Source organism: Pseudomonas sp. L5B5, assembly GCF_020520285.1.
Lineage (GTDB): Bacteria > Pseudomonadota > Gammaproteobacteria > Pseudomonadales > Pseudomonadaceae > Aquipseudomonas.
On sequence record NZ_CP084742.1, the window covers coordinates 1,273,425 to 1,291,772 of the forward strand.

Here is an 18,348-nt window from a genome sequence, read left to right on the forward strand (position 1 = left end):
GGGTTCTCCGTAAAAAATCAGAACGTGGCTTGCACACTGAAGTGCAGGCGGGGGTCGTATTTCTGGGTGTTGGGCCCGTCTTTGAGCGGGTAGCCCCAGTCCAGGCTGCCGGACAGCCACTTGCTCAAGCTGGCGCGGGTGCCCAGGCCGACGCTGGCCAGGCTGTATTCGTCTTCCTGCTCCACCAGCGGTTCGTGCAGGCGCAGACGTGCGCCTTCGGCAAAGGCATAGAAGCGCCACTCCTGCACGTAGCTGCCAAGGAACTTGGCCAGGGACGGCGTGCGCAGCTCCTGGGAAAACAGGTAACCCTCGTCCCCGGTACGCTCGGCAGCCAGGTAGCCGCGCACCGAGGTGGCGCCGCCAGCGGAATACTGTTCGTTGGAGACCAGGGGCCCCGAGGCCAGCTGGAACGCCGCCTTGGACGCCGACTGCCAGTCGTTGGCGAAGGTGTAGGTGAAGCTGGCGTCGCCCTTGAGTACCGAGAAGCTGGCACTGGCCTCGTCGCGCTTGTACTGGAACTCCCGGGCGTCGCTGCCGTAGCCGAAGAAGCGCCGGGTGCCGATCACCAGGTTCAGGCCCAGGCCCAACTGCGACTTCTCGCTGTAGCGGTAGCCGTTGTAGCCAAAGGTCAGTGGGGCGTACTTGAGCGGGATCTGGTCGCTGCTGCGGCCAAAGCGCATCTCCTCCTCGAAGTCCTTGAAGTCCACGCCCACCGACAGCGAGTTGGCCCACTGGTCGCTGGCTGGCAAGGCATAGATTGCCGAGACCCCATAGGAGTGGCCCTTGCCCAGCACGTTGCTGCCACCGATGGTGGCGATGTTGCTGTCGGACTGGTAACCGGAGAACTGCAAGCTCCAGCGATCGCTCAGGGGCGCGGTGTAGGAACCGGACCAGACCTTGGCGTTGGAAGTGTCCTGGGGGGCAGTGAAATAGGTCAGGGACACGCTGTGGCCCAGCTGCCAGAGGTTGTCGTAGCCGACGCTGACCACGGTGCGCAGCTTCTCGGTGTCGGCGCTGTAGTCGTTGTTCAGGCCGACGCTGGCACGCCAGGGGTTCTTGTCCTCCACCTGCAAGTCCACATCCATGGTTCCCGGGCGCTGGCCCTCGCGTACCAAGGGCATGACCTGGCGTCCGGCACCGCGGTTGAGCCCCGCCAGCTGGCTCTGCACCGTGGCGAAGTCCGGCACCTGGCCTTCCTGCAGCGCCGGCACCTGTTCGCGGATCTCCAGCGGCGAATAGTGCTTGGCCCCTACCACTCGCACCCGACCGACCTTGGTCTCGCTGACTTGCAGGTAGACGATGCCATCCTCGACCTTCTGTTCCGGCAACTCGACGTACACCGACTGGTAGCCCCGGGCCTGGTAGACCTTCTGCAAGGCATCGCGGGCGCCCTCGATATCGGCCAGGGCCTTTTGCGGCCCGAGGAACGGGTACACCGCCTCCTCGATGGCCCGGGCATCGAGCACCGTGTTGCCACGCACGAAGTACTCGTTGACGTCCACCAGGCGCGTCGGGGCCTGGGCCTCCTGCGCTACCTCGGCAGGCACTGGCCCGCCCTCCTCGGCCTGCACCGCCGGCGCCAGCGCCAGCCATGCCAACCAGCCGCACAACGGCCACCAGCGCCCGCTACTGCCCGGTCGTCCTGATTTGCCCGAATGCTCCACACCGCCCCCTAGAAGTCTGAAAATTGGCGCGCGCACGCGCATTGCCGTCGCCGTCTGTACAGCGTTTGGCTGATTCAATTGCTGGTGATCGAGGTGTTGTCGTGGCGTGCCAGCCAGGTGTGCAGCAACGCGAAGTTCAGCGAGAACTCCGGCATCTGCAGCAAGGCCTTGCAGAACACGTCACCGATGATCTGGTGGATCAAGTGCACTGCCCGCGGGTTGTTCAGCAGGGCGGCGATATCGCGGCTCAGGACGCTGAAGCTCCAGACTTTCTGGTTCAGGCCCAGGCCGACGAACCAGCGAAACAGCAGGTTGTAGTTCAACTGCTCGTAGAGCTGCTGTTCGCTGGGCACCGAGTACAGGAGCTGCAACAACAGGATGTGCATCACCGTGCGTGGCGCGATGAGCAGGCCGGCCTCGGCATTGAGGGCCTCGAACAGCTCGGCATGCCGATCCAGCAATTCCTCGATCTGCGGGCGCAGCAACACCAGCGAATGCCCCGCGGGGATATAGCTGGAGACCTCCTTCAAGGCGCCCTGCCAGTCATCCTGGGACACGATCCAGACCCACGGCGCCCCATAGCGATAGACCGATACCGGCTTCTTGCGCGCCGCCTCGACGATCTTCGACAGCCTCTGGTCCAGCTCCTGCATGCCCACTTTCGAGTAGCGTTCCATAGTCCCCATAGCCTCACTCCCGGCGTCCCGCCTCGGCTTAAGAAAAGTGGCCTGGCGGCCCCCTCAAGCGCGTTACATACCCAAGACGTGCGTGGCGATGTGCTACCGAACTTTTGTCATAAAAGCTTCATTCACAAATTGAGCAACGGCCTGAAGCCGCCCGCCAGGGGGCGCGCAGGGTCGAGGTTCTGCGGCCGCTGCGCGACCGGGCGCAGCCTCGCAGGCTCGCCGTGGTGGGCCAGGTGGAGCACCAAGGCAGGCTGCTGCCTCAATGCCAGTCAGTTAAGAAAAAGTGATCCACTGTAGGAGCGAAGCTTGCTCGCGATGGTCGTGAACGGTAACGCGCATTTATGGGGTAACCGATCGGCATCGGGCTGCTGCCTGGTATATTTTTGAAGGCATCGACCTACCCTCCTCCAGCTTTGCAGGGCATCAAGCAACATGGACCACCTTCAGTTCACTCCCGCACAACTGGCCTGCCGAACAGGCACAAGCCAGCTCGACAAGCCGGTACGACAGTGGCTGGCGAGTTTGCCAAGTGCACAGCGAATCGATTTTCTCAAGGAGCTGTGGCCGCTGAACGTGCGCTACACCCTGATCCTGTTGCAGGGCGCCAGGTTGTCCAGGGAAGAGAACCGGCAGCTATGCCGAACATGGCTACGCGCGGGCCACCACAACGCAGCCCAGGCATTGATCGAAGGCTTCGAGTCACTGCTGGGGGAAAAAACATTCTGGCAAATGGCCTCACAAGAACAGCTCTGCCCGGCCATGCGGGAAATGCTCGACTATCACGGGCACGGGCGCCTGGAGCCTCGACATGCACCCTGACCTCGCCCGACTGATTCACGACTACCAGGCCAGGGTCCGTAGCGCCGTCGAGCTGATCCGCCAGTCCGGCATTGCCTTGCCCGTCAGCAACGTCGACTGGTTGGCAAGCGATATTGCGGACCAGGGCGAACTTGCCGGAGGTATTCGTTACTTCAAGCATGGCTACGGCTGCGCCGTTCACCTGCCGTCAGGCATCGTGGACTTCGATTTTGGCGAGCATGCACAGATCGACGGAGTGACCGTCTCGAGGCTGGCCGGTTTTGCCGGACCTGGGCTTGCAGACTACGGGTTTGCCGATCAGCAGGCGCTCCAGGCATGTTTCGACCAGGCAGTGACGACAGGATCAGTGGTCCATTCCAACTACATGCTGTATTACGTTGCCGACAACAGCGACTGGCAGGCCCCGCTGGAAGATCACCACGACAATCCACCCCGCGCAGGAAATGGAACCACCCCATGAAGTTCACTTCGGCAGGCAAGCGCGTCGAACCCGGCACCGTCAGCTATAGAAGCCTGGGCTTCGGGGAGACCTCGATCCTTGAAACGACCCCCTACACGCTGGAAATAGACCACGATGAACTTCCTGCACGCTTTCTCGAATGCGCCGACGGATTCATCAGCGAATGCCGGATTGATGACAAGGCGCAGGGGTATGCAGACATTGCGCCACTGCAACAGCTGGATTACCCGGGTTTCAGGCAATTGCTCAAGAACGAACCGGACCTGGCCGCCAGCCTGATCCGTGACTATCTCTACTTCGAGCTGTTCTTTTACCTGTTTGCCAGCATCAGCGGACTTGAGATCGTTATAAACGACATCGCCAGCGTCCATGTCACAGGCACCGCGATGATAATCACGGGCCAGACATTTCGTGCCAGGCGCACATGACCGGGGAACGTGCAGGCCGATATCACCCGGCTACACCAAGACCAACGTTCGATCGCAGATAGTCGCGGTCAGTTGCCAGTCACGACACTGTTCCAGATCCGCGTGCGCAATCGATCGATTTTCGGTGGAACGGCTTGCAACGCATACAACTTGCCGAATATCTGCGGCGACGGATATACCTTGTTGTCCGACCTTATATCCGGATGAACCCACGCCCCGGCCGCCTGGTTACCGTTGGCGTACTTGATCGAGTTGGTCACCGCCGCCATGACTTCAGGTTGCAACAGGTAGTTCATGAAGGCGTAGGCAGCCTCTTCATTGGGTGCATCGGCAGGCATGGCCACCATGTCGAACCAGGTCGGCGCGCCCTCCCTGGGAACGACATAATCGATCTGGATACCATTCTTCGCCTCGCGAGCGCTGTCGGCAGCCTGCAGCACATCACCGGAAAAACCCAGCACCAGGCAGATATCGCCATTGGCCAGGTCGGAAACATACTTGCCGGAATGAAAGTAGGTGACGTTCTTGCGCATCTGCTCCAACAACAGCTTGGCCTTCTTGTAGTCCTCGACGTTGGTGCTGTGGTGGGGAAGGCCCAGGTAATGGAGCGCGATCGGCAACATCTCCGGGGCATTGTCCAATACCGCGACCCCACACTTGGCCAGCTTCTGCAAAAGCTCCGGCTTGAAGATCAGGTCCCAGCTGTCCATCGGTTGATCCGGGCCAAGGACCGCACGCACTTTCTCGACGTTGTAACCGATTCCGGTCGTGCCCCATACATACGGATATCCGTACTGGTTGCCCGGATCATTCACCGCGGTGGCCTGAAGCAGTTCGGGGTCAAGATTCTTCCAGTTGGGGAGTTTGCTCTTGTCGAGTTTTTTCAATGCGCCGCCTTCGATTTGCCGCGCCATGAAGTGACTCGAAGGAAATACCACGTCGTAGCCGGAGCGGCCGGTCATCAACTTGGCATCCAGTATCTCGTTGCTGTCGTAGACGTCGTAGTGCGCCTGGATGGAAGTTTGCGCCTTGAAACCGGACAGGGTGTCGTCGGCCACATAACCACTCCAGTTGTAGACCCTGAGCTCTCCAGCTGCGTGACTCGCGGACGCGATCAATAAAAGGGGAAATAGCTTTTTCAGCATGACATCACCTCTTTGATTATTGTTTTAGGTAACCACTGAAAACTTGAGGATGCCGATTGCAGGCGACCTCCCTATTGCCCTTGGGAGCTTCATGCGCAGCGTCTTTCGGTGCAGGGATCCCGCGACTCCCGGGCCCGGGTTCGAGGAACTTGCCGACACGGCTCGACAACGACGGGAATGAGGTTAATCAACTGCTGCGAGGTGTGTCTTGCCTGCGGGCCCGCGTAGAAAACTGCTTCAGATAAGCCTTGGGCGTCATTCCCAGATGCTCGCGGAAGCACTTGTAGAAGGCCGAAATGGAGTTGAACCCGGCAGCGAAGGCCAGCCCATCCACCCGCGCACTATCGCAGTCCTGCTCCAGGGCATTGAGCAAGTGTTTCAGGCGGGCTTGATTGACGTAGCGATAGAAGCTTTGCCCCAGCACCTGATTGAGCAAATGGGATACCTGGTTACGGGTATAACCCGTGGCATCGGCCACCTGCTGCAGGTTCAGCTCGGGGTCAAGGTAGGGCCGCTGGCGTTGGAAATAGTCTTCCAGGTCGCCCGCCAGAATCCCTATCTGGCGCGTTGACAGGCCCAAGCGGCTGAGTGCGGGGCGGCCAACCGTCGAGGCCACTTCACCGGCCCGCTCCAGGTTGGCGTACTCATTGACCCTCCAGACCAGGCCGTCGAGCACGGTGATCGCTTCACTGGCCCGAAACGAAAGCAGATCGTTGCCACCGCGCAGGCAGATGCGGTACTGGATGAATGCCGTATGGCCGTCGATGCGAATCCGATCGGTATGCTCCAGCAGTTCACCGCTCAGGTGCGGCAGGCTGGACTGCACGAAGTCTCGAAGCTCGGGCAGGCGCACCACCTGATGGCTCGAGAAGTCGTGGTACTCCACATCCGGGTGATACAGCCTCATCACCGCCTCCAGGTCACGCTGCTTCCAGGCCTGGTGATAGAGCAGGATGGTCCGGCGGGTGTGCTCAGCCTGTGCCTGATCATCAGGCAGAAGAGGGTCGAGGGTCATGCGCGCCACTCCACAACTCGAACAGGCTCAGAGGATAACCGAAACCTGGCCTCGACCCAGCCACTGGCGCGAGGCGGCCAAGCTCACGCCTGTTGGGCCTGATTGCATTGACCTGGCCGCCCCAAAGGATCAGCGAGCGGCTTCGAGCAACTGCGCGATGCGCTTGCGCAACTCCCCGTGTTCGGACTCCGTGTAGGCCACCGCGGTCTTCCAGTCGTAGAACCAGACGGGCATCCGGCGCTTGTCTTCAGGCTCGCTGGCATAACGGGGAAAGAGGTGGCAATGCAGTTCCGGTTCCGAATTGCCGAGGATTTCATAGTTCATGCGCAGGGCCCCGGTGGCCTGCAGTACGGCGTCGCCGATACGGGCCATGTCCAGCAGGTAGGCCGCCCTGGCCTGGGCATCCAGATCGTTCAGGCTCGGTACCACAGGATCAGGCAGCAGCAGGCAGTAGCCCGGCAGGAACTGCACATCCCCCATGACCGCCCAGCCCGAGGCCATGCGGCAAATCACCTTGTCGTTGGCACCCTGGCGGGCCAGCTCGACACGTTGCGAAATCAGCGACATTCATTATCCCTTGATGGCGTGCCCGGCAAGCGCTGCCAGGCAGACAGTGTCCAGGTGCCGGTCGGCACCGCGGCCACTCTATCACCTGCAAGCACGGGGTTTGCCAACGCAGCGGGCGATGCTCCAGGGTCGCTGTGCGCCGATGGTCCTATACCGCCCGAACGACGGTGTAGGTGAGCGTTGCCGAGAACAGCGCCAGCACGATGGCCGTGACTCTTGAGAACAACGGGCCAGACACTCGTCCGAAGTATTGCGCCCGGATGCCCGCCCCCAGCGAAATCCACAGCAAGGCGATGGGCGCCAGTGCCACGAAGAATGCGCCCAATGACCCCGCGAACCCCGGGACACTGGCAAACGAGCTGGCCGGGAAGATCACGCTGGCGAAGATCAACCCCTTGGGATTGAGCAGGGTCGCGATCAGCAGATGACGCGGCCAGTTTTCAAACCGATCCGCCTGGTGGGCATCGATACCCGAGGTCTTCCAGGTCTTGAGGGCCAGCGCCGCGATGTAGCACGCACAGCAGAGCTTGATCAGGTGGATCAGCCACGGATGGTCCTGGGACAGCAGCACCAGCCCCCAGCCCCAGGTACAGATCGAAACGGTGTAGCCGAGCATCTCGACCAGCGCCAGGGGCAAGGACCGCAGCACGCCGAACTTGAAGCCCGAAGCCAGCAGCAGCGTATTCGAAGGCCCCGGAACGATCAGTATCAGGGATGAGAACAACGCGATCTTGTAGAAGTCGTCCATTTGCATGTTTTCCTATTCCGTCAGGAAAGTCGGTCTGGAGGCTGAGGTTGGGTCGCTGTATGGCCCGGGGTCAGGTGGAGTGCCCGCCCACGGATTTGTAGATGCTGATCAAGTGCGTCCTGAGCTGGCTGGCGCTGTTGACCAGGTCACGCTGGGCCTCGAGCAACGTGCGCTGGGCATCCAGTTCGTCCAGGTAGCTGGCATCGCCGGCGGCGTACCTGGCGCGAGTCCACTCGTAGGTGCGGGCCTTGCTGTCGTAGCTGTCCTTGAGATGCTCGGCACGCTGGTACTCGTTGTGATAACGGCTCAAGGCGTCGTCCACCTCTTGCCAGGCTGCCAGCACGGTCTGGTGGAACGCCACGGCCGCCTCCTGCTGTTCGAGCTTGCGCAAGACCACGGTATTGCTGCGCCGCCCGCGGTCGAACAGCGGCAGGTCCAGGCGAGGCCCCACGGACCAGCTTCGGCTGCTCCAGTCGGCGAACTGGCCACTCTTGTAGGACTCGAAACCCACGTCGGCCCCCAGCATCACGCTGGGATAAAGCTGCGCCTCGGCCACGCCGATACCGGCCGTGGCCCGGTGCAACCGGGCTTGAGCGGCGCGGATATCCGGGCGCTCGCGCGCCAGCTCGGCAGGCACCCCCAGCTGCAGGTTGGGTAGCGGGCTGCCCAGGGCGTTATCGGCTGTATCGGCCAGCAAGGTGTCCAGGCTGCCCGGATGCTGGCCCAGCAGCAGAGCGATCCGGTTGGCCGCCTGGGTGTGCAAGGTCTTCCAGCCCGGAATCTGGGCATTGAGCGCCGCCAGGCGCGCTTGCTGGCGCTCCACCGCGAACCCGTCCTCCTCGCCCTCGCGGGCCTGTACCGCAACCACTTGCAGATGGGCCTCGAGAATCCGCGCCTCCTGTTCCAGCAGGCTGGTCTGGCGTTGAGCCGTGCGCACTTCAAGGTAGTTCCTGGCCAGCTCGCTGGACACGCTCAGCAGCACATCGTCAAGGGTTGCGGCGGCGCCATCGACGTCGGCCTGGGCCGCTTCGCCAAGGCGCGACACCCGGCCCCAGATATCCAGCTCCCAGGAAACGTCGAAACCGGCCTGGTACAGGCTGTAGGGGTCGGTCAGGGCCTTTTCCAGGGCATCGCGGTCGCCCCCCAGGGCTTCGAGCATCCGATTGTTCGGCGCATAGCGGCTTTGCCGGTTTCTCGTAGCCGCCGCCGAGAAAGACACCTCGGGTGTCTCCAGGGACGCGACGATCCGGCGTTGCAGGCGCACCTGGGCAAATCGCAGCAAGGCCGTCTGCAGGTCCGGGTTGTCCGCCTGCACCTGGGCCTGCAGCCGGTCCAGCACCGGATCGTTGAAAACCTGCCACCAGTGACCGGCGACCCCCTTTGACGTCGCCACGGAGGGTTGCCCGGGCCCCGGTGTGGCCGTCGGGCCGCTGTGCCAGTCCTCCCATCGCTGCGGGCTTTGCACCTCGGGCGCCTTGAAGTCGGGGCCAACGGTGCAGGCCGAGAGCGCCATCATCAATGCCGCTGCCAGTCCACCGAGCAGGTATCCAGAATGAGTCGTTTTCATGACATTCCTTATCAAGCCAATTCAAACCAAACGATTGCGAAACAGCCAGGCCGCCAGAGGCAGGGTCACTAGCGCGACGGCAAACATGGGCACCAGGTTCCAGGAGACATCGGCCAGGGTCGCCCCTTCCAGGTAGATCCTCCTGACCAGGTCGATGGCGAAGCGCAGCGGGTCGAGGTAGGTCAAAAGCTGCAGGGCCTGCGGCATGCTGTGCACTGGAGTGATCAGCCCGGACAGCAGGATCAGCGGCATCATCAGCACGAAGGTGTACACCATCGCTTGCTGCATGTTGGCCGAGAGCGCCGAGATGGACAGACCGATGCCCACGCAAGCGCTGGTGAAGACGAACAACCCCAGGTACAGGTCGAGCACGGAGCCGATCATGGGAATCTCGAACCAGAACAACCCGACCAACAGGATCAGGCTCGATTGCAGCAAGCCGATCAGCACCGAGGGCATGGCCTTGCCCAGCAGGATCACGAAGGGCGTGAGCGGCGTGACCAGCAACTGGTCGAACGTGCCCTGCTCGCGCTCCCTGGCCACCGACAGGGCCGCCATCATCAAGGTCTGGATCATGCTCAAGGCCGCGATCAAGCCAGGCACGATGTTCCAGCGCGTCTGCAGGTTGGGATTGAACCAGGCGCGGGTCTCCAGCCGCACGGGAGCATTGGCAGCCCCCAGGAACTGCTGGTTGAAGTCGCCCACCAGGTTGGCGATGTGCCCGGCAGCCATTCCCGCCGTCGTGGAGTTGCGCCCGTCCAGCACCAACTGCAGGCCCGCCTCTTCATGGCGCCCCAGGCGTTCCTCGAAGTCGGCGGGAATGTGCAGCACCAGCAAGGCCTCGCCCTGGTCGATCGCCGGGGCGATCTCGTCGACACTGGTCAGCGTGGCTGCCCGGGCAAAGACCCCGGAGGCATCGAAGCGGGCCACCAGTTCCCGTGAAGCACGTCCCTGGCTCTGGTCCAGCACGGCATAGGGCACATGGTTCAGGTCATAGGTCGCGCCATAACCGAACAGCAGCGACTGGACGATCGCCGGGGCGATCAGGATCACTCGGTTGGCCGGGTCCTTGACGATGGCCAGGCATTCCTTCTGGAACAGGAACAGCAGTTCACGCACGAAATTCATCAACTTTTCCATGGCTTCAATCCAGCTTCTTGCGCGTGCAAAGACGTGCCGCATTCAGGAGCAACACTGCATAGGCTGTGAGGATCGCCAGGTTCTTCAGCACCAGCGGCCCGTTGTTGCCCGCCAGGAACAGGGTCTTCACCAGCTCCATGAAATAGGTCGCCGGCAGGATCGAGCCGACCACGCGGATGAATGTCGGCACGTTGCGCAGATCGAACAGGAACCCCGACAGCATCAACGCCGGCAGGAAGCTGAAGATGATCGCGATCTGGCTCGCCAGGAACTGGTTGCGGGTCTTCGCCGAGATCAGCAGGCCGATTCCCAGGGTTACCAGCAGGTACAGCATCGAGCTGAACAGCAAGAGCACCAGCGAGCCCTGGATCGGTACCTGGAACAGCAGCCGCGCCGAGACCAGGCACATCAGCAATCCCAGCAGGCCGACCACGAAGTAGGGAATGATCTTGGCCAGCAGGATCTCGATCGACTTGACCGGGGTGACGAACAGCGACTCAAGCGTGCCCCGCTCCCACTCGCGAGCCAGCACCAGTGACGTCAGGAACGCCCCCACCAGCGTCATGATCAGGGCGATCAGCCCGGGAACCAGATACCAGGTACTGCTGTTGGCCGCGTTGAACCACATGCGTTCCACGATCACCACCCGCCCCGAGGCGGGTGCCTGCAGAGTCCGATCCAGCCGCTGCTGTTGCCAGACCGCCAGTGCGCCTCTGACATAGCGCCCCAACGTCGCCGCGCTGTTGGCATCGGCGCCATGCAGCAACAACTGCAAGCGCGCGTCATGCTGTTCGAGCCGCCTGGAAAAGTCGGCCGGCACCCGCACGATGCCATCGACCCGGCGCTTGTCCATCAGTGCCTGCGCCTCGGCCATGCTGGTGACTCGGGTGACCGCGAAGTAGGCGGAGCTTTCGAGCTTGGCCACCACCTCCCTGGCGACGGGCGAACTGTCTTCCAGGACCACGGCCAGTGGCGTATTGCGAATATCCAGCGACAGGCCGTAGCCAAATATCAGGATGAGCACGATGGGCAGGATCACGCCTATGGCCATGTTGCTCTTGTCCCGCAACAACTGGCGGAACTCCTTCTTGGTCAGCGCCACCAAGCGGCGCCTGAAACCTGATGCAGATCCATTGAGTTCGGACATGGCGGCTCCTTACTGCCCTGTGGCACGGGCTTGTGCCCGGGCTCGCTCGACAACGGCAATGAACGCACTGTCCATGTCGGCCAGCGCCTCGCTGCCCTGCTGGCGCACTTGCTCAGGAGTGCCCAGGGCCAACAGGCGTCCGGCATCCTGGATGACGATGCGATCGCAGTACTCGGCCTCTTCCATGAAATGGGTGGTGATGACGATCGTGGTGCCGCTTTGTGCCAGGGCGGTGATCCGTCGCCAGAAGGCCCTGCGGGCCAGGGGATCGATGCCGCTGGTGGGCTCGTCGAGGAACAGGATCTGCGGTTCGTGCAGTAGTGCGACCGCCATGGCCAGGCGCTGCTTGTAGCCACCGGGCAACTCGCCGCTGCGGGCATGCTTGTGCTCGTCGAGGTCGAACTGCTCGAGCATCAGCGCCATCCTCTCGTGCAACCGGGCCCCATGCAGGCCATAGGCGCCGCCGAAGAAACGCAGGTTTTCCACGGCCGACAGGTTGGCGTACAGGGCGAACTTCTGCGATACGTAGCCAATCTTGCGTCGCGCGGCCGCCCGCGCGGTACGCAGGTTGACGCCGGCGACTTCCAGGTAGCCACTGGAGGCTGGAAGCAAACCGCAGAGCATGCGGAATGTCGTGGTCTTGCCGGCGCCGTTGGGGCCCAGCAAACCGAAGATCTCGCCCTTCAGGACCTGGAACGAGGTGTTGGCAACCGCGGTGAAGTCGCCGAACTTGCGCACCAGGTCACGGACCTCGATCACCACCGCACGCTCCTCTGCGATGTCATCCGCGCTGTCGTTGGCCGCCGGCGGCGGTTCTGCAGTCACCACGACGGCGTCTTTGACCTGTTGCCTGAGCAGCACCATGAAACCATCTTCCAGGCGTGCTGCCAGGGCCCGGGGCTCGGCCAGGTCGGCCAGGGGCTCGATCTGCGCTAATGAAGCGCGGGCATCGCGAATGAAACGAACCTTGCCACCTTCAGGCACCGCGTCGATGACGTGCTCGCGGTCATCGAGCAAACGTGCCTGCAGCGACCTGGCCGGTGTGCCGTGGCGCGGGACGACCCCGTAGCACATGCCTTGCGCCAGCTCGCACAGATGGGCCGGTGGGCCCTGGGCGATCAACCGTCCCTGGTACAGCACGAACACCTGGGCGCAACGCTGGGCTTCGTCCATGTAGGCGGTGCTGATCAGCACCGTCAGGTTTTCCTGTTCGATCAGTTGCTCGATGATGCTCCACAGTTCCCGGCGCGACAGAGGGTCCACCCCTACCGTGGGTTCGTCCAGCAGCAACAGCTGCGGAGAACGGACCAGCGTGCAGGCCAGCCCCAGTTTCTGCTTCATGCCGCCGGAAAGTTGCCCGGCCAACCGGCTGCGGAATCGCTCGAGGTCCATCATCTGCAGCAGTCGGGAAAACCGCTCGTCACGCTGCGGACCGCAGACACCGTGCAGGTCGGCATAAAGCTCCAGGTTCTCCTGGACAGTCAGGTCTTCGTACAGCCCGAACTTCTGGGGCATGTAGCTGATGCGATCCTGCACCTGCTGTGGCTGTGCGCCGACATCCAGGCCCAGTACGCTCAGTTGTCCGGCATCGGCCTTCATCAACCCGGCGATCAGCCGCAGCAAGGTGGTCTTTCCGGCGCCATCGGGGCCGACCAGCGCACTCAACCGGCCACTGGGTACCTCCAGGGAAATCCGGTCCAGGGCCAGCTGCTGCCGGGCGCCAGCCTGGAAGTGCTTGACCACGTCGGCGGCCCGGACCGTGGCGACTGCGGCATTCATGGCGTGGCCCCCGCGCCAGGCGCCTGGTCGAGGTAGACGGTGGCCGGCATGCCAAGCCGCAGACGGTCGTCAGGGTCCTTGACCAGCACCCGGATCTCGTAGACCAGGCTGGTGCGCAAGTCCTGCGTCTCGACCGATTTCGGGGTGAACTCGGCCACCGAGGAGATGTACCCGACCTTGCCGTCGATGGCCTGGTCGGGAAAGCTGTCGGTGAATACCCGCGCGGGCTGATCCGGCCGCACCTGGCCCAGCTGACGCTCATTGACATAGGCCCGGACCCATTTGGGATCGGTCAGCGCCAGGGCGAATACCGCACGCGCAGGAGAGGCCATGTCGCCAGGCTCGAGCAGGCGCGAGCGTACCCGCGCCTGGGTCGGGGCCTTGAGCTGGGCCCGTGCGAGGTAATGCTCCAACAGGTCGAGATCGGCGCTGGAGACTTGCAGGTCGGCCGTCGCCTGGGCGATGTCCTCGTCCCGCGGCCCGATCTTGGCCAGGTTCCAGGACTCGCGCTGCTCCTGGACCTGGGCCTTGGCCACCCGCAGACGGGCAGCGGCCTGGTCCAGGCGTTGCTGGCTCACGCCCTTGCCTTGGGTCTCGTCGGCGATTCGACGCAGGCGCTGCTGTTCCAGCTGGGCCAGTTGCGCTTCGGCCTGGGCGGCATCGAAGCGCGACCTGGCCTGTTCGACCTCCTGGGGCCGGGAGCCATTCTTCAGGCGCAGCAGCGCCTGTTCCTGGGCGCTGATCCGGGCCTTGGAGCGGGCTATTTCCAGGCGCAACGTGCGCGTGTCGAGCTCGGCCAGCACCTGTCCGGCCTGCACCAGGTCGCCCTCCTCGGCATGCAGCGCGGCAATGCGCTCGCTCCCTTCAAAAGCCAGGGAGACCTGGCGGATATCGACGTTGCCATACAGCTTCAGGCGATCGTCCTCTTCCTCGGGACCGAGGAACCACCAGCAAGCCCCTGCCGTTACCGCCAGCAACACGACAACCCCTGCAATCAACTGCTTCTTCATCCATGAGTCCTTTGTTTGCCAGATCCTAATTAAAATTCAATTTGAATTGAAATTGGAAAATAACAGATACTGGCCATGAAGCAACCCCTAGGCCCGAGAACGAGGAACCCCATGAGCACTCGACGCAGAACCAGCAGAAGCGACGGCGAACACACCAGAATCCGCATCCTCGAGGTGGCTGCCCGGCTGTTTGCCCTGCATGGCTATGCCGCCACCGCGAGCAAGCTCATCTGTGAGGAAGCCGGCGCCGATCTCGCGGCCATCAACTATCACTTCGGCAGCCGGGAAGAGCTGTACAAGGCCGTGCTGATCGAAGGACACCAGCAGTTGGTCAACGTCGACACCCTGGCGCAGCTCGCTGGCAGCGATGAACCGGCGCAGACCAAGCTCGATGTGTTCATCGATACCATCGTCAGCCGGGTGCTCGATGAGCAAAGCTGGCAAAGCAAGGTCTGTGCACGGGAAATCCTGTCGCCTACGATCCATTTTTCCAGCCTTGTCCAGGAAGAAGTCATGCCCAAGTTTCGCCTGCTGGGGGCGATCATCAGCGAGATCACCGGCTTCGCACCGGGCGATCCGGCACTGGCGCGCTGCGTTATCAGCATCATTGCGCCCTGCCTCATGCTCGCGGTGATCGACCGCCAGCAAGCCAGCCCGCTCCAGGCCGTGCTGCAGCACGATGCGGATGCCCTGAAGACCCATTTCAAGCTGTTTGCCAGATCCGGGCTCGCGGCCATTGCCCGATAACCCCCTCAACTTGCCAGGCTGCCGGCCCGCTGGCGCATGGCAGCACCCAGCACGGACTTGACCCGGGACATGACAGGCCCGTCGAGGAAGAAATGCCCGCCGGGAAACACGAACTGCTCGAAACCGCAGCGGGTGTAGTTGCGCCACGGCTGCATGAATTCGGGCGGCGCGATCAGGTCATCGGTGCCGCTCAGGCAGGTGATGTCGGTGTCCAGGGCGCTGACGCGCGCGCCGACATGGGAATGAACCATCGCGATATCCGCCTGGATGATGGGCAGGTACATCTGCATCAGGTCCTCCTCGGCCAGCACCACCGCAGGCACGCCCCCCATCGCTTGCAGGACGGCCGTGGCCTGCTGCGCCGGCATCCGATGCAGCGGGGCAACCCGTTGCGGCACATGGGGCGCGACCATGCCCGACAGCACCAGCTGCAAGGGCAGGCGGCGCTGGCGCTGCTGCAGCACCTCGGCGACCGCAAACGCCAGCAGTGCCCCCATGCTGTGTCCGAAGAAACAGCAGGGAATGTCATCGCTGAACGGCTCCAGGCAATCGGCTACGGCATTGGCCGCGACCTGCAGGTCGACATACGGGGTTTCCCGGCTGCGCCCTTCCCGGCCTGGCAACTGCAAGGCATACAGGTCGACCTGGTCGTAGAGCGGCAGGAACCAGCGATGGAACACCGACGCCCCGCTTCCGGCATAGGGAAAGGTGAACAGCCGCATCTTGCCCCGTGGTCGGCTGGCATAGGGAAACCACAGGTCCTGATCCAGGCGTGACGGCGTCTGCATGTTCATTCCTCCACTCGCCGAGCCAGGGCAAAACGATCGACCTTGCCATTGGCATTGCGCGGCAGCGCGTCCAGGCACAGCATCTTGTCGATGATCATGTAGCGCGGCAGGCGTTGTGCGCAGTGGCGCTTGAGATCGATGATCGACAACGTGGCCTCGCCCTGGGGAACCAGCACGGCCCACAACTGGGCGTTCATTCCCTCCCCCGTCACCAGGACCGCGGCCTCGCTGATCAGCGGGTGGGCGAGCAAGGCCGCTTCGACTTCCCCACGCTCAATGCGGTTGCCGCGCAGCTTGAGCATATCGTCGCGCCGCCCCAGGTATTCGTAGTTGCCGTCGGCCAGTTGCCTGACCATGTCACCGGTCCGGTACGGGCCCTGCTGCGGCGACTTGCCGAAGTAACCCAGCATGACCGTGGGTCCCTCGACGATCAGCTCGCCCTCTTCATCGATCCCGCAGCGACGGCCATCGTCCTTTTGCGCCCAGACGCGGTTGCCCGATGCCGCCGTGCCGATCGGCACCGGCAGCAGGCGCTGGGGATCGACGGCAACCACGTCGAACGCGGTGCACACGTTGGTTTCGGTAGGCCCGAAAAGATTGGCCAGGCGCACGTCGGGGTAGGCCCCACGCAGTTCCCGCAGATGCTTGATCGGGAACGGCTCGCCGGCAAACAGCAGGACCCGCAGGGTCGCTTGCCGATCCGCCAGCAAGCCGCCGTCTTGCATCATCATCATGAGTACCGACGGGACCGAGTACCAGACCGTGATTTCATGGGACCTGACAAAGTCGGTCAACAACCGGGGCGAGTACGCGATGGACTCGGGCACCAGGTAGACCGTGCCGCCGCAACTGAGCGCGCCATAGAGGTCCAGCACCGACAGGTCGAAATGAAACGGCGCGTGGTTGGCGAAACGATCGCCAGGCGCGAAGGCGTAGCGCTGGCACGCCCAGTCGACAAACGCCAGGGCGTTGCCATGGCTGAGCGCCACCCCCTTGGGCACCCCCGTGGACCCCGATGTGTAGAGGATGTAGGCCAGGTCATCCGGCTGGATCCGCACCTGCGGCACCGGGCTGGCAGCGACATCGATGTTGCGCCAGTGGTGCGTGCAGGTCGGGTCGTCCAGCACCACGCAGCGAAGCGGTTGCAGCTCGGGAGTGGCCAGTTCCGGCAGCCGCGCGGCGGTGCAGATGACCAGCACGCCCTGGCAGTCATGGGCAATCTTTTCCAGGCGCGCCACCGGGCTCATCGGATCGATGGGAACGTACACCACGCCCAGCCGCAGGGCCGCCTGCATCACCGCCACCAGTTCCGCCGACTTGTGCGCCCACAGCAGGACCCGCTGCCCCTGCTTCACCCCCAGGGCACAGAACATCGCGACGAATTCCCTGGTCCGCGCTTCCAGTGCTTCGTAGCTCAGCCCGTGCTGCTCGTCCACCACCGCCAGATGCTGGGGATAGCGGGCAATGCTGTGCATTACCCGTTCATGTATCAGCTTCATAGCTTGAGCTCCCGGGCGATGATCTCGTGCTGCATGTCGGTGGTGCCGGAAAAGATCGTGGTGCCGATGGAGTCGCGCAGCATCGACTCGATGCCAAAGGCATCCAGGCAGCCCTTGCCGCCGAAGACCCGGATCGCATCGATGCTCGATGCCAGTGCCCCTTCGCTGATCGCCAGCTTCGACAGGGCGATGTTCAGTTGCCCCGGTTCACCCTGGTCCATGCCCCAGCACGCCCTGAACAGCAGCAGTCGGGCCGATTCCAGGCGCAGCTTCATCTGGGCGATGCGATGGGAAACCGCCTGGTTGTCGCCAATTGGCTTGCCGAACTGGCGACGGGTACGGGCGTGTTCGATGGTCTGGGCCAACTGGCGCTCCATCATTCCGAGGAATGCCGCGAACAGGCAGGCACGCTCCCACCCCATCGAACTCTGGAATACCTGCCTGCCTTGCCCTTCCTCGCCCAGGCGATTGATTGCAGGTACCGGGCAATCATCGAAGAACACTTCACCGGCCGGACAGCTCTTCAGGCACACCTTGCTCAGCGGATCGCTGACGCGGATGCCCGCCGTATGGCGCTGCACCACGAAACCGCTGACACCCAGCGCGCCGTACTCGGGGTTGCTGGTGGCATAGGTCACGAAGATGTCGGCGATCGGCGCATTGCCGGCAAAACTCTTGTGCCCGCTGAGGCGATAACTGCCGTCGGCCTGTAGCCAGGCCCGGGTTTTCAGGTTGCTCGAATCCGACCCGGCCTCGGGCTCGGTGATCGCGTTGGAACCGATGAACTCGCCACTGGCCAGCTTGGGCAGGACTTCGCGCTTGATCTGCTCCGAGGCGAACTCGGCGATGGGCATGGCGCAGGCGAACTGATGCGCCGCCGCCGCAAACACCAGCCCCATGTCGCTGCAGCCCAGGCCGAATGCATGCATCGCAATGGCCGTCGACAGGGCCCCGAGGCCCTGGCCGCCGTATTCCCGGGGAATCGACAGCCCCAGCAGTCCGGCCTCACCGCAGATCGCCCACTGCTGAGCCGTGAAATAGTTCGAATGCCGGTTGCGGGCCTCGGCCAGCGGGCCGGCGCACACCTGGGCAATCATTGCTGCATGTTGGGTCTGGGCGACGTCATAGCTGAAGTCCAT

At 63.1% G+C, this 18,348-nt stretch carries 18 protein-coding genes; 4 read left to right on the plus strand and 14 right to left on the minus strand.

Annotated elements, in window-relative coordinates; genetic code table 11:
• Positions 1-17 precede the first annotated feature (17 nt).
• The gene (locus tag LGQ10_RS05820; protein ID WP_226524924.1) at positions 18-1,706 is read right to left on the minus strand and encodes a ShlB/FhaC/HecB family hemolysin secretion/activation protein; all 1,689 of its coding nucleotides are present in this window, start codon (positions 1,704-1,706) and stop codon (positions 18-20) included.
• A 32-nt stretch (positions 1,707-1,738) separates the two neighbouring features.
• Positions 1,739-2,350, minus strand: coding sequence for a transposase (locus tag LGQ10_RS05825; protein ID WP_226524925.1), 612 nt, complete (start codon positions 2,348-2,350; stop codon positions 1,739-1,741).
• A 432-nt stretch (positions 2,351-2,782) separates the two neighbouring features.
• Between LGQ10_RS05825 and LGQ10_RS05830 the strand changes: the two genes are divergently transcribed.
• From LGQ10_RS05830 to LGQ10_RS05840, 3 genes are read left to right on the plus strand one after another with little or no spacing between them, the layout of a single operon-like run.
• On the plus strand, positions 2,783-3,169 hold the full coding sequence (locus LGQ10_RS05830; RefSeq protein ID WP_058436422.1) for a hypothetical protein: 387 nt from the start codon (positions 2,783-2,785) through the stop codon (positions 3,167-3,169).
• Complete coding sequence (locus tag LGQ10_RS05835; protein ID WP_226524926.1) at positions 3,159-3,629, plus strand: DUF6896 domain-containing protein; 471 nt, start codon at positions 3,159-3,161, stop codon at positions 3,627-3,629. The genes LGQ10_RS05830 and LGQ10_RS05835 overlap by 11 nt, the downstream gene beginning before the upstream one ends.
• On the plus strand, positions 3,626-4,057 hold the full coding sequence (locus LGQ10_RS05840; protein ID WP_226524927.1) for a hypothetical protein: 432 nt from the start codon (positions 3,626-3,628) through the stop codon (positions 4,055-4,057). The genes LGQ10_RS05835 and LGQ10_RS05840 overlap by 4 nt, the downstream gene beginning before the upstream one ends.
• Positions 4,058-4,125: 68 nt before the next feature.
• Here the strand turns inward: LGQ10_RS05840 and LGQ10_RS05845 are convergent, their stop codons facing one another.
• The 9 genes from LGQ10_RS05845 to LGQ10_RS05885 all read right to left on the minus strand — a co-directional run bounded on the left by LGQ10_RS05845 (position 4,126) and on the right by LGQ10_RS05885 (position 14,175).
• A complete protein-coding gene (locus tag LGQ10_RS05845) occupies positions 4,126-5,202 on the minus strand; it encodes a polyamine ABC transporter substrate-binding protein (RefSeq protein WP_058436420.1) in 1,077 nt (358 codons plus the stop codon).
• Positions 5,203-5,389: 187 nt separating this feature from the next.
• Positions 5,390-6,217, minus strand: a complete 828-nt coding sequence (locus tag LGQ10_RS05850; protein ID WP_058436419.1) for an AraC family transcriptional regulator — start codon at positions 6,215-6,217, stop codon at positions 5,390-5,392.
• Positions 6,218-6,346: 129 nt separating this feature from the next.
• Positions 6,347-6,784 carry an HIT family protein gene (locus tag LGQ10_RS05855; RefSeq protein WP_058436418.1) on the minus strand — a complete coding sequence of 146 codons (438 nt, stop codon included), beginning with the start codon at positions 6,782-6,784 and terminating at the stop codon, positions 6,347-6,349.
• A gap of 148 nt (positions 6,785-6,932) precedes the next feature.
• Complete coding sequence (locus LGQ10_RS05860; RefSeq protein WP_226524928.1) at positions 6,933-7,538, minus strand: LysE family translocator; 606 nt, start codon at positions 7,536-7,538, stop codon at positions 6,933-6,935.
• Positions 7,539-7,602: 64 nt separating this feature from the next.
• On the minus strand, positions 7,603-9,099 hold the full coding sequence (locus LGQ10_RS05865; protein ID WP_226524929.1) for an efflux transporter outer membrane subunit: 1,497 nt from the start codon (positions 9,097-9,099) through the stop codon (positions 7,603-7,605).
• Positions 9,100-9,120: 21 nt separating this feature from the next.
• Positions 9,121-10,239 carry an ABC transporter permease gene (locus LGQ10_RS05870; protein WP_226524930.1) on the minus strand — a complete coding sequence of 373 codons (1,119 nt, stop codon included), beginning with the start codon at positions 10,237-10,239 and terminating at the stop codon, positions 9,121-9,123.
• A 4-nt stretch (positions 10,240-10,243) separates the two neighbouring features.
• The gene (locus LGQ10_RS05875; protein ID WP_058434536.1) at positions 10,244-11,386 is read right to left on the minus strand and encodes an ABC transporter permease; all 1,143 of its coding nucleotides are present in this window, start codon (positions 11,384-11,386) and stop codon (positions 10,244-10,246) included.
• A 9-nt stretch (positions 11,387-11,395) separates the two neighbouring features.
• On the minus strand, positions 11,396-13,165 hold the full coding sequence (locus tag LGQ10_RS05880) for an ATP-binding cassette domain-containing protein (RefSeq protein WP_226524931.1): 1,770 nt from the start codon (positions 13,163-13,165) through the stop codon (positions 11,396-11,398).
• Positions 13,162-14,175 carry an HlyD family efflux transporter periplasmic adaptor subunit gene (locus LGQ10_RS05885; RefSeq protein WP_226524932.1) on the minus strand — a complete coding sequence of 338 codons (1,014 nt, stop codon included), beginning with the start codon at positions 14,173-14,175 and terminating at the stop codon, positions 13,162-13,164. Before LGQ10_RS05885 ends, LGQ10_RS05880 begins: the two co-directional genes overlap by 4 nt.
• 111 nt (positions 14,176-14,286) lie before the next feature.
• On the opposite strand from LGQ10_RS05885, the gene LGQ10_RS05890 reads away from it, so the two are divergent.
• A complete protein-coding gene (locus LGQ10_RS05890) occupies positions 14,287-14,922 on the plus strand; it encodes a TetR/AcrR family transcriptional regulator (protein WP_226524933.1) in 636 nt (211 codons plus the stop codon).
• Positions 14,923-14,927: 5 nt separating this feature from the next.
• Here the strand turns inward: LGQ10_RS05890 and LGQ10_RS05895 are convergent, their stop codons facing one another.
• The 3 genes from LGQ10_RS05895 to pltE are packed head-to-tail and all read right to left on the minus strand — an operon-like array spanning position 14,928 to position 18,348.
• Positions 14,928-15,710 carry a thioesterase II family protein gene (locus LGQ10_RS05895; RefSeq protein ID WP_058434532.1) on the minus strand — a complete coding sequence of 261 codons (783 nt, stop codon included), beginning with the start codon at positions 15,708-15,710 and terminating at the stop codon, positions 14,928-14,930.
• Positions 15,711-15,712: 2 nt separating this feature from the next.
• Entirely contained in the window at positions 15,713-17,209 is a 1,497-nt protein-coding gene (locus LGQ10_RS05900; RefSeq protein ID WP_226524934.1) for an amino acid adenylation domain-containing protein, read from the minus strand.
• On the minus strand, positions 17,206-18,348 hold the full coding sequence (pltE, locus tag LGQ10_RS05905; RefSeq protein WP_058434705.1) for an L-prolyl-[peptidyl-carrier protein] dehydrogenase: 1,143 nt from the start codon (positions 18,346-18,348) through the stop codon (positions 17,206-17,208). The genes LGQ10_RS05900 and pltE overlap by 4 nt, the downstream gene beginning before the upstream one ends.

Bases quoted from the DNA above. Each gene is read 5' to 3' on its own strand.
- LGQ10_RS05820 (WP_226524924.1), bottom strand. From the start codon at position 1,706: ATGCGCGTGCGCGCGCCAATTTTCAGACTTCTAGGGGGCGGTGTGGAG.
- LGQ10_RS05825 (WP_226524925.1), bottom strand. From the start codon at position 2,350: ATGGGGACTATGGAACGCTACTCGAAAGTGGGCATGCAGGAGCTGGAC.
- LGQ10_RS05830 (WP_058436422.1), top strand. From the start codon at position 2,783: ATGGACCACCTTCAGTTCACTCCCGCACAACTGGCCTGCCGAACAGGC.
- LGQ10_RS05835 (WP_226524926.1), top strand. From the start codon at position 3,159: ATGCACCCTGACCTCGCCCGACTGATTCACGACTACCAGGCCAGGGTC.
- LGQ10_RS05840 (WP_226524927.1), top strand. From the start codon at position 3,626: ATGAAGTTCACTTCGGCAGGCAAGCGCGTCGAACCCGGCACCGTCAGC.
- LGQ10_RS05845 (WP_058436420.1), bottom strand. From the start codon at position 5,202: ATGCTGAAAAAGCTATTTCCCCTTTTATTGATCGCGTCCGCGAGTCAC.
- LGQ10_RS05850 (WP_058436419.1), bottom strand. From the start codon at position 6,217: ATGACCCTCGACCCTCTTCTGCCTGATGATCAGGCACAGGCTGAGCAC.
- LGQ10_RS05855 (WP_058436418.1), bottom strand. From the start codon at position 6,784: ATGTCGCTGATTTCGCAACGTGTCGAGCTGGCCCGCCAGGGTGCCAAC.
- LGQ10_RS05860 (WP_226524928.1), bottom strand. From the start codon at position 7,538: ATGCAAATGGACGACTTCTACAAGATCGCGTTGTTCTCATCCCTGATA.
- LGQ10_RS05865 (WP_226524929.1), bottom strand. From the start codon at position 9,099: ATGAAAACGACTCATTCTGGATACCTGCTCGGTGGACTGGCAGCGGCA.
- LGQ10_RS05870 (WP_226524930.1), bottom strand. From the start codon at position 10,239: ATGGAAAAGTTGATGAATTTCGTGCGTGAACTGCTGTTCCTGTTCCAG.
- LGQ10_RS05875 (WP_058434536.1), bottom strand. From the start codon at position 11,386: ATGTCCGAACTCAATGGATCTGCATCAGGTTTCAGGCGCCGCTTGGTG.
- LGQ10_RS05880 (WP_226524931.1), bottom strand. From the start codon at position 13,165: ATGAATGCCGCAGTCGCCACGGTCCGGGCCGCCGACGTGGTCAAGCAC.
- LGQ10_RS05885 (WP_226524932.1), bottom strand. From the start codon at position 14,175: ATGAAGAAGCAGTTGATTGCAGGGGTTGTCGTGTTGCTGGCGGTAACG.
- LGQ10_RS05890 (WP_226524933.1), top strand. From the start codon at position 14,287: ATGAGCACTCGACGCAGAACCAGCAGAAGCGACGGCGAACACACCAGA.
- LGQ10_RS05895 (WP_058434532.1), bottom strand. From the start codon at position 15,710: ATGCAGACGCCGTCACGCCTGGATCAGGACCTGTGGTTTCCCTATGCC.
- LGQ10_RS05900 (WP_226524934.1), bottom strand. From the start codon at position 17,209: ATGAAGCTGATACATGAACGGGTAATGCACAGCATTGCCCGCTATCCC.
- pltE (WP_058434705.1), bottom strand. From the start codon at position 18,348: ATGGACTTCAGCTATGACGTCGCCCAGACCCAACATGCAGCAATGATT.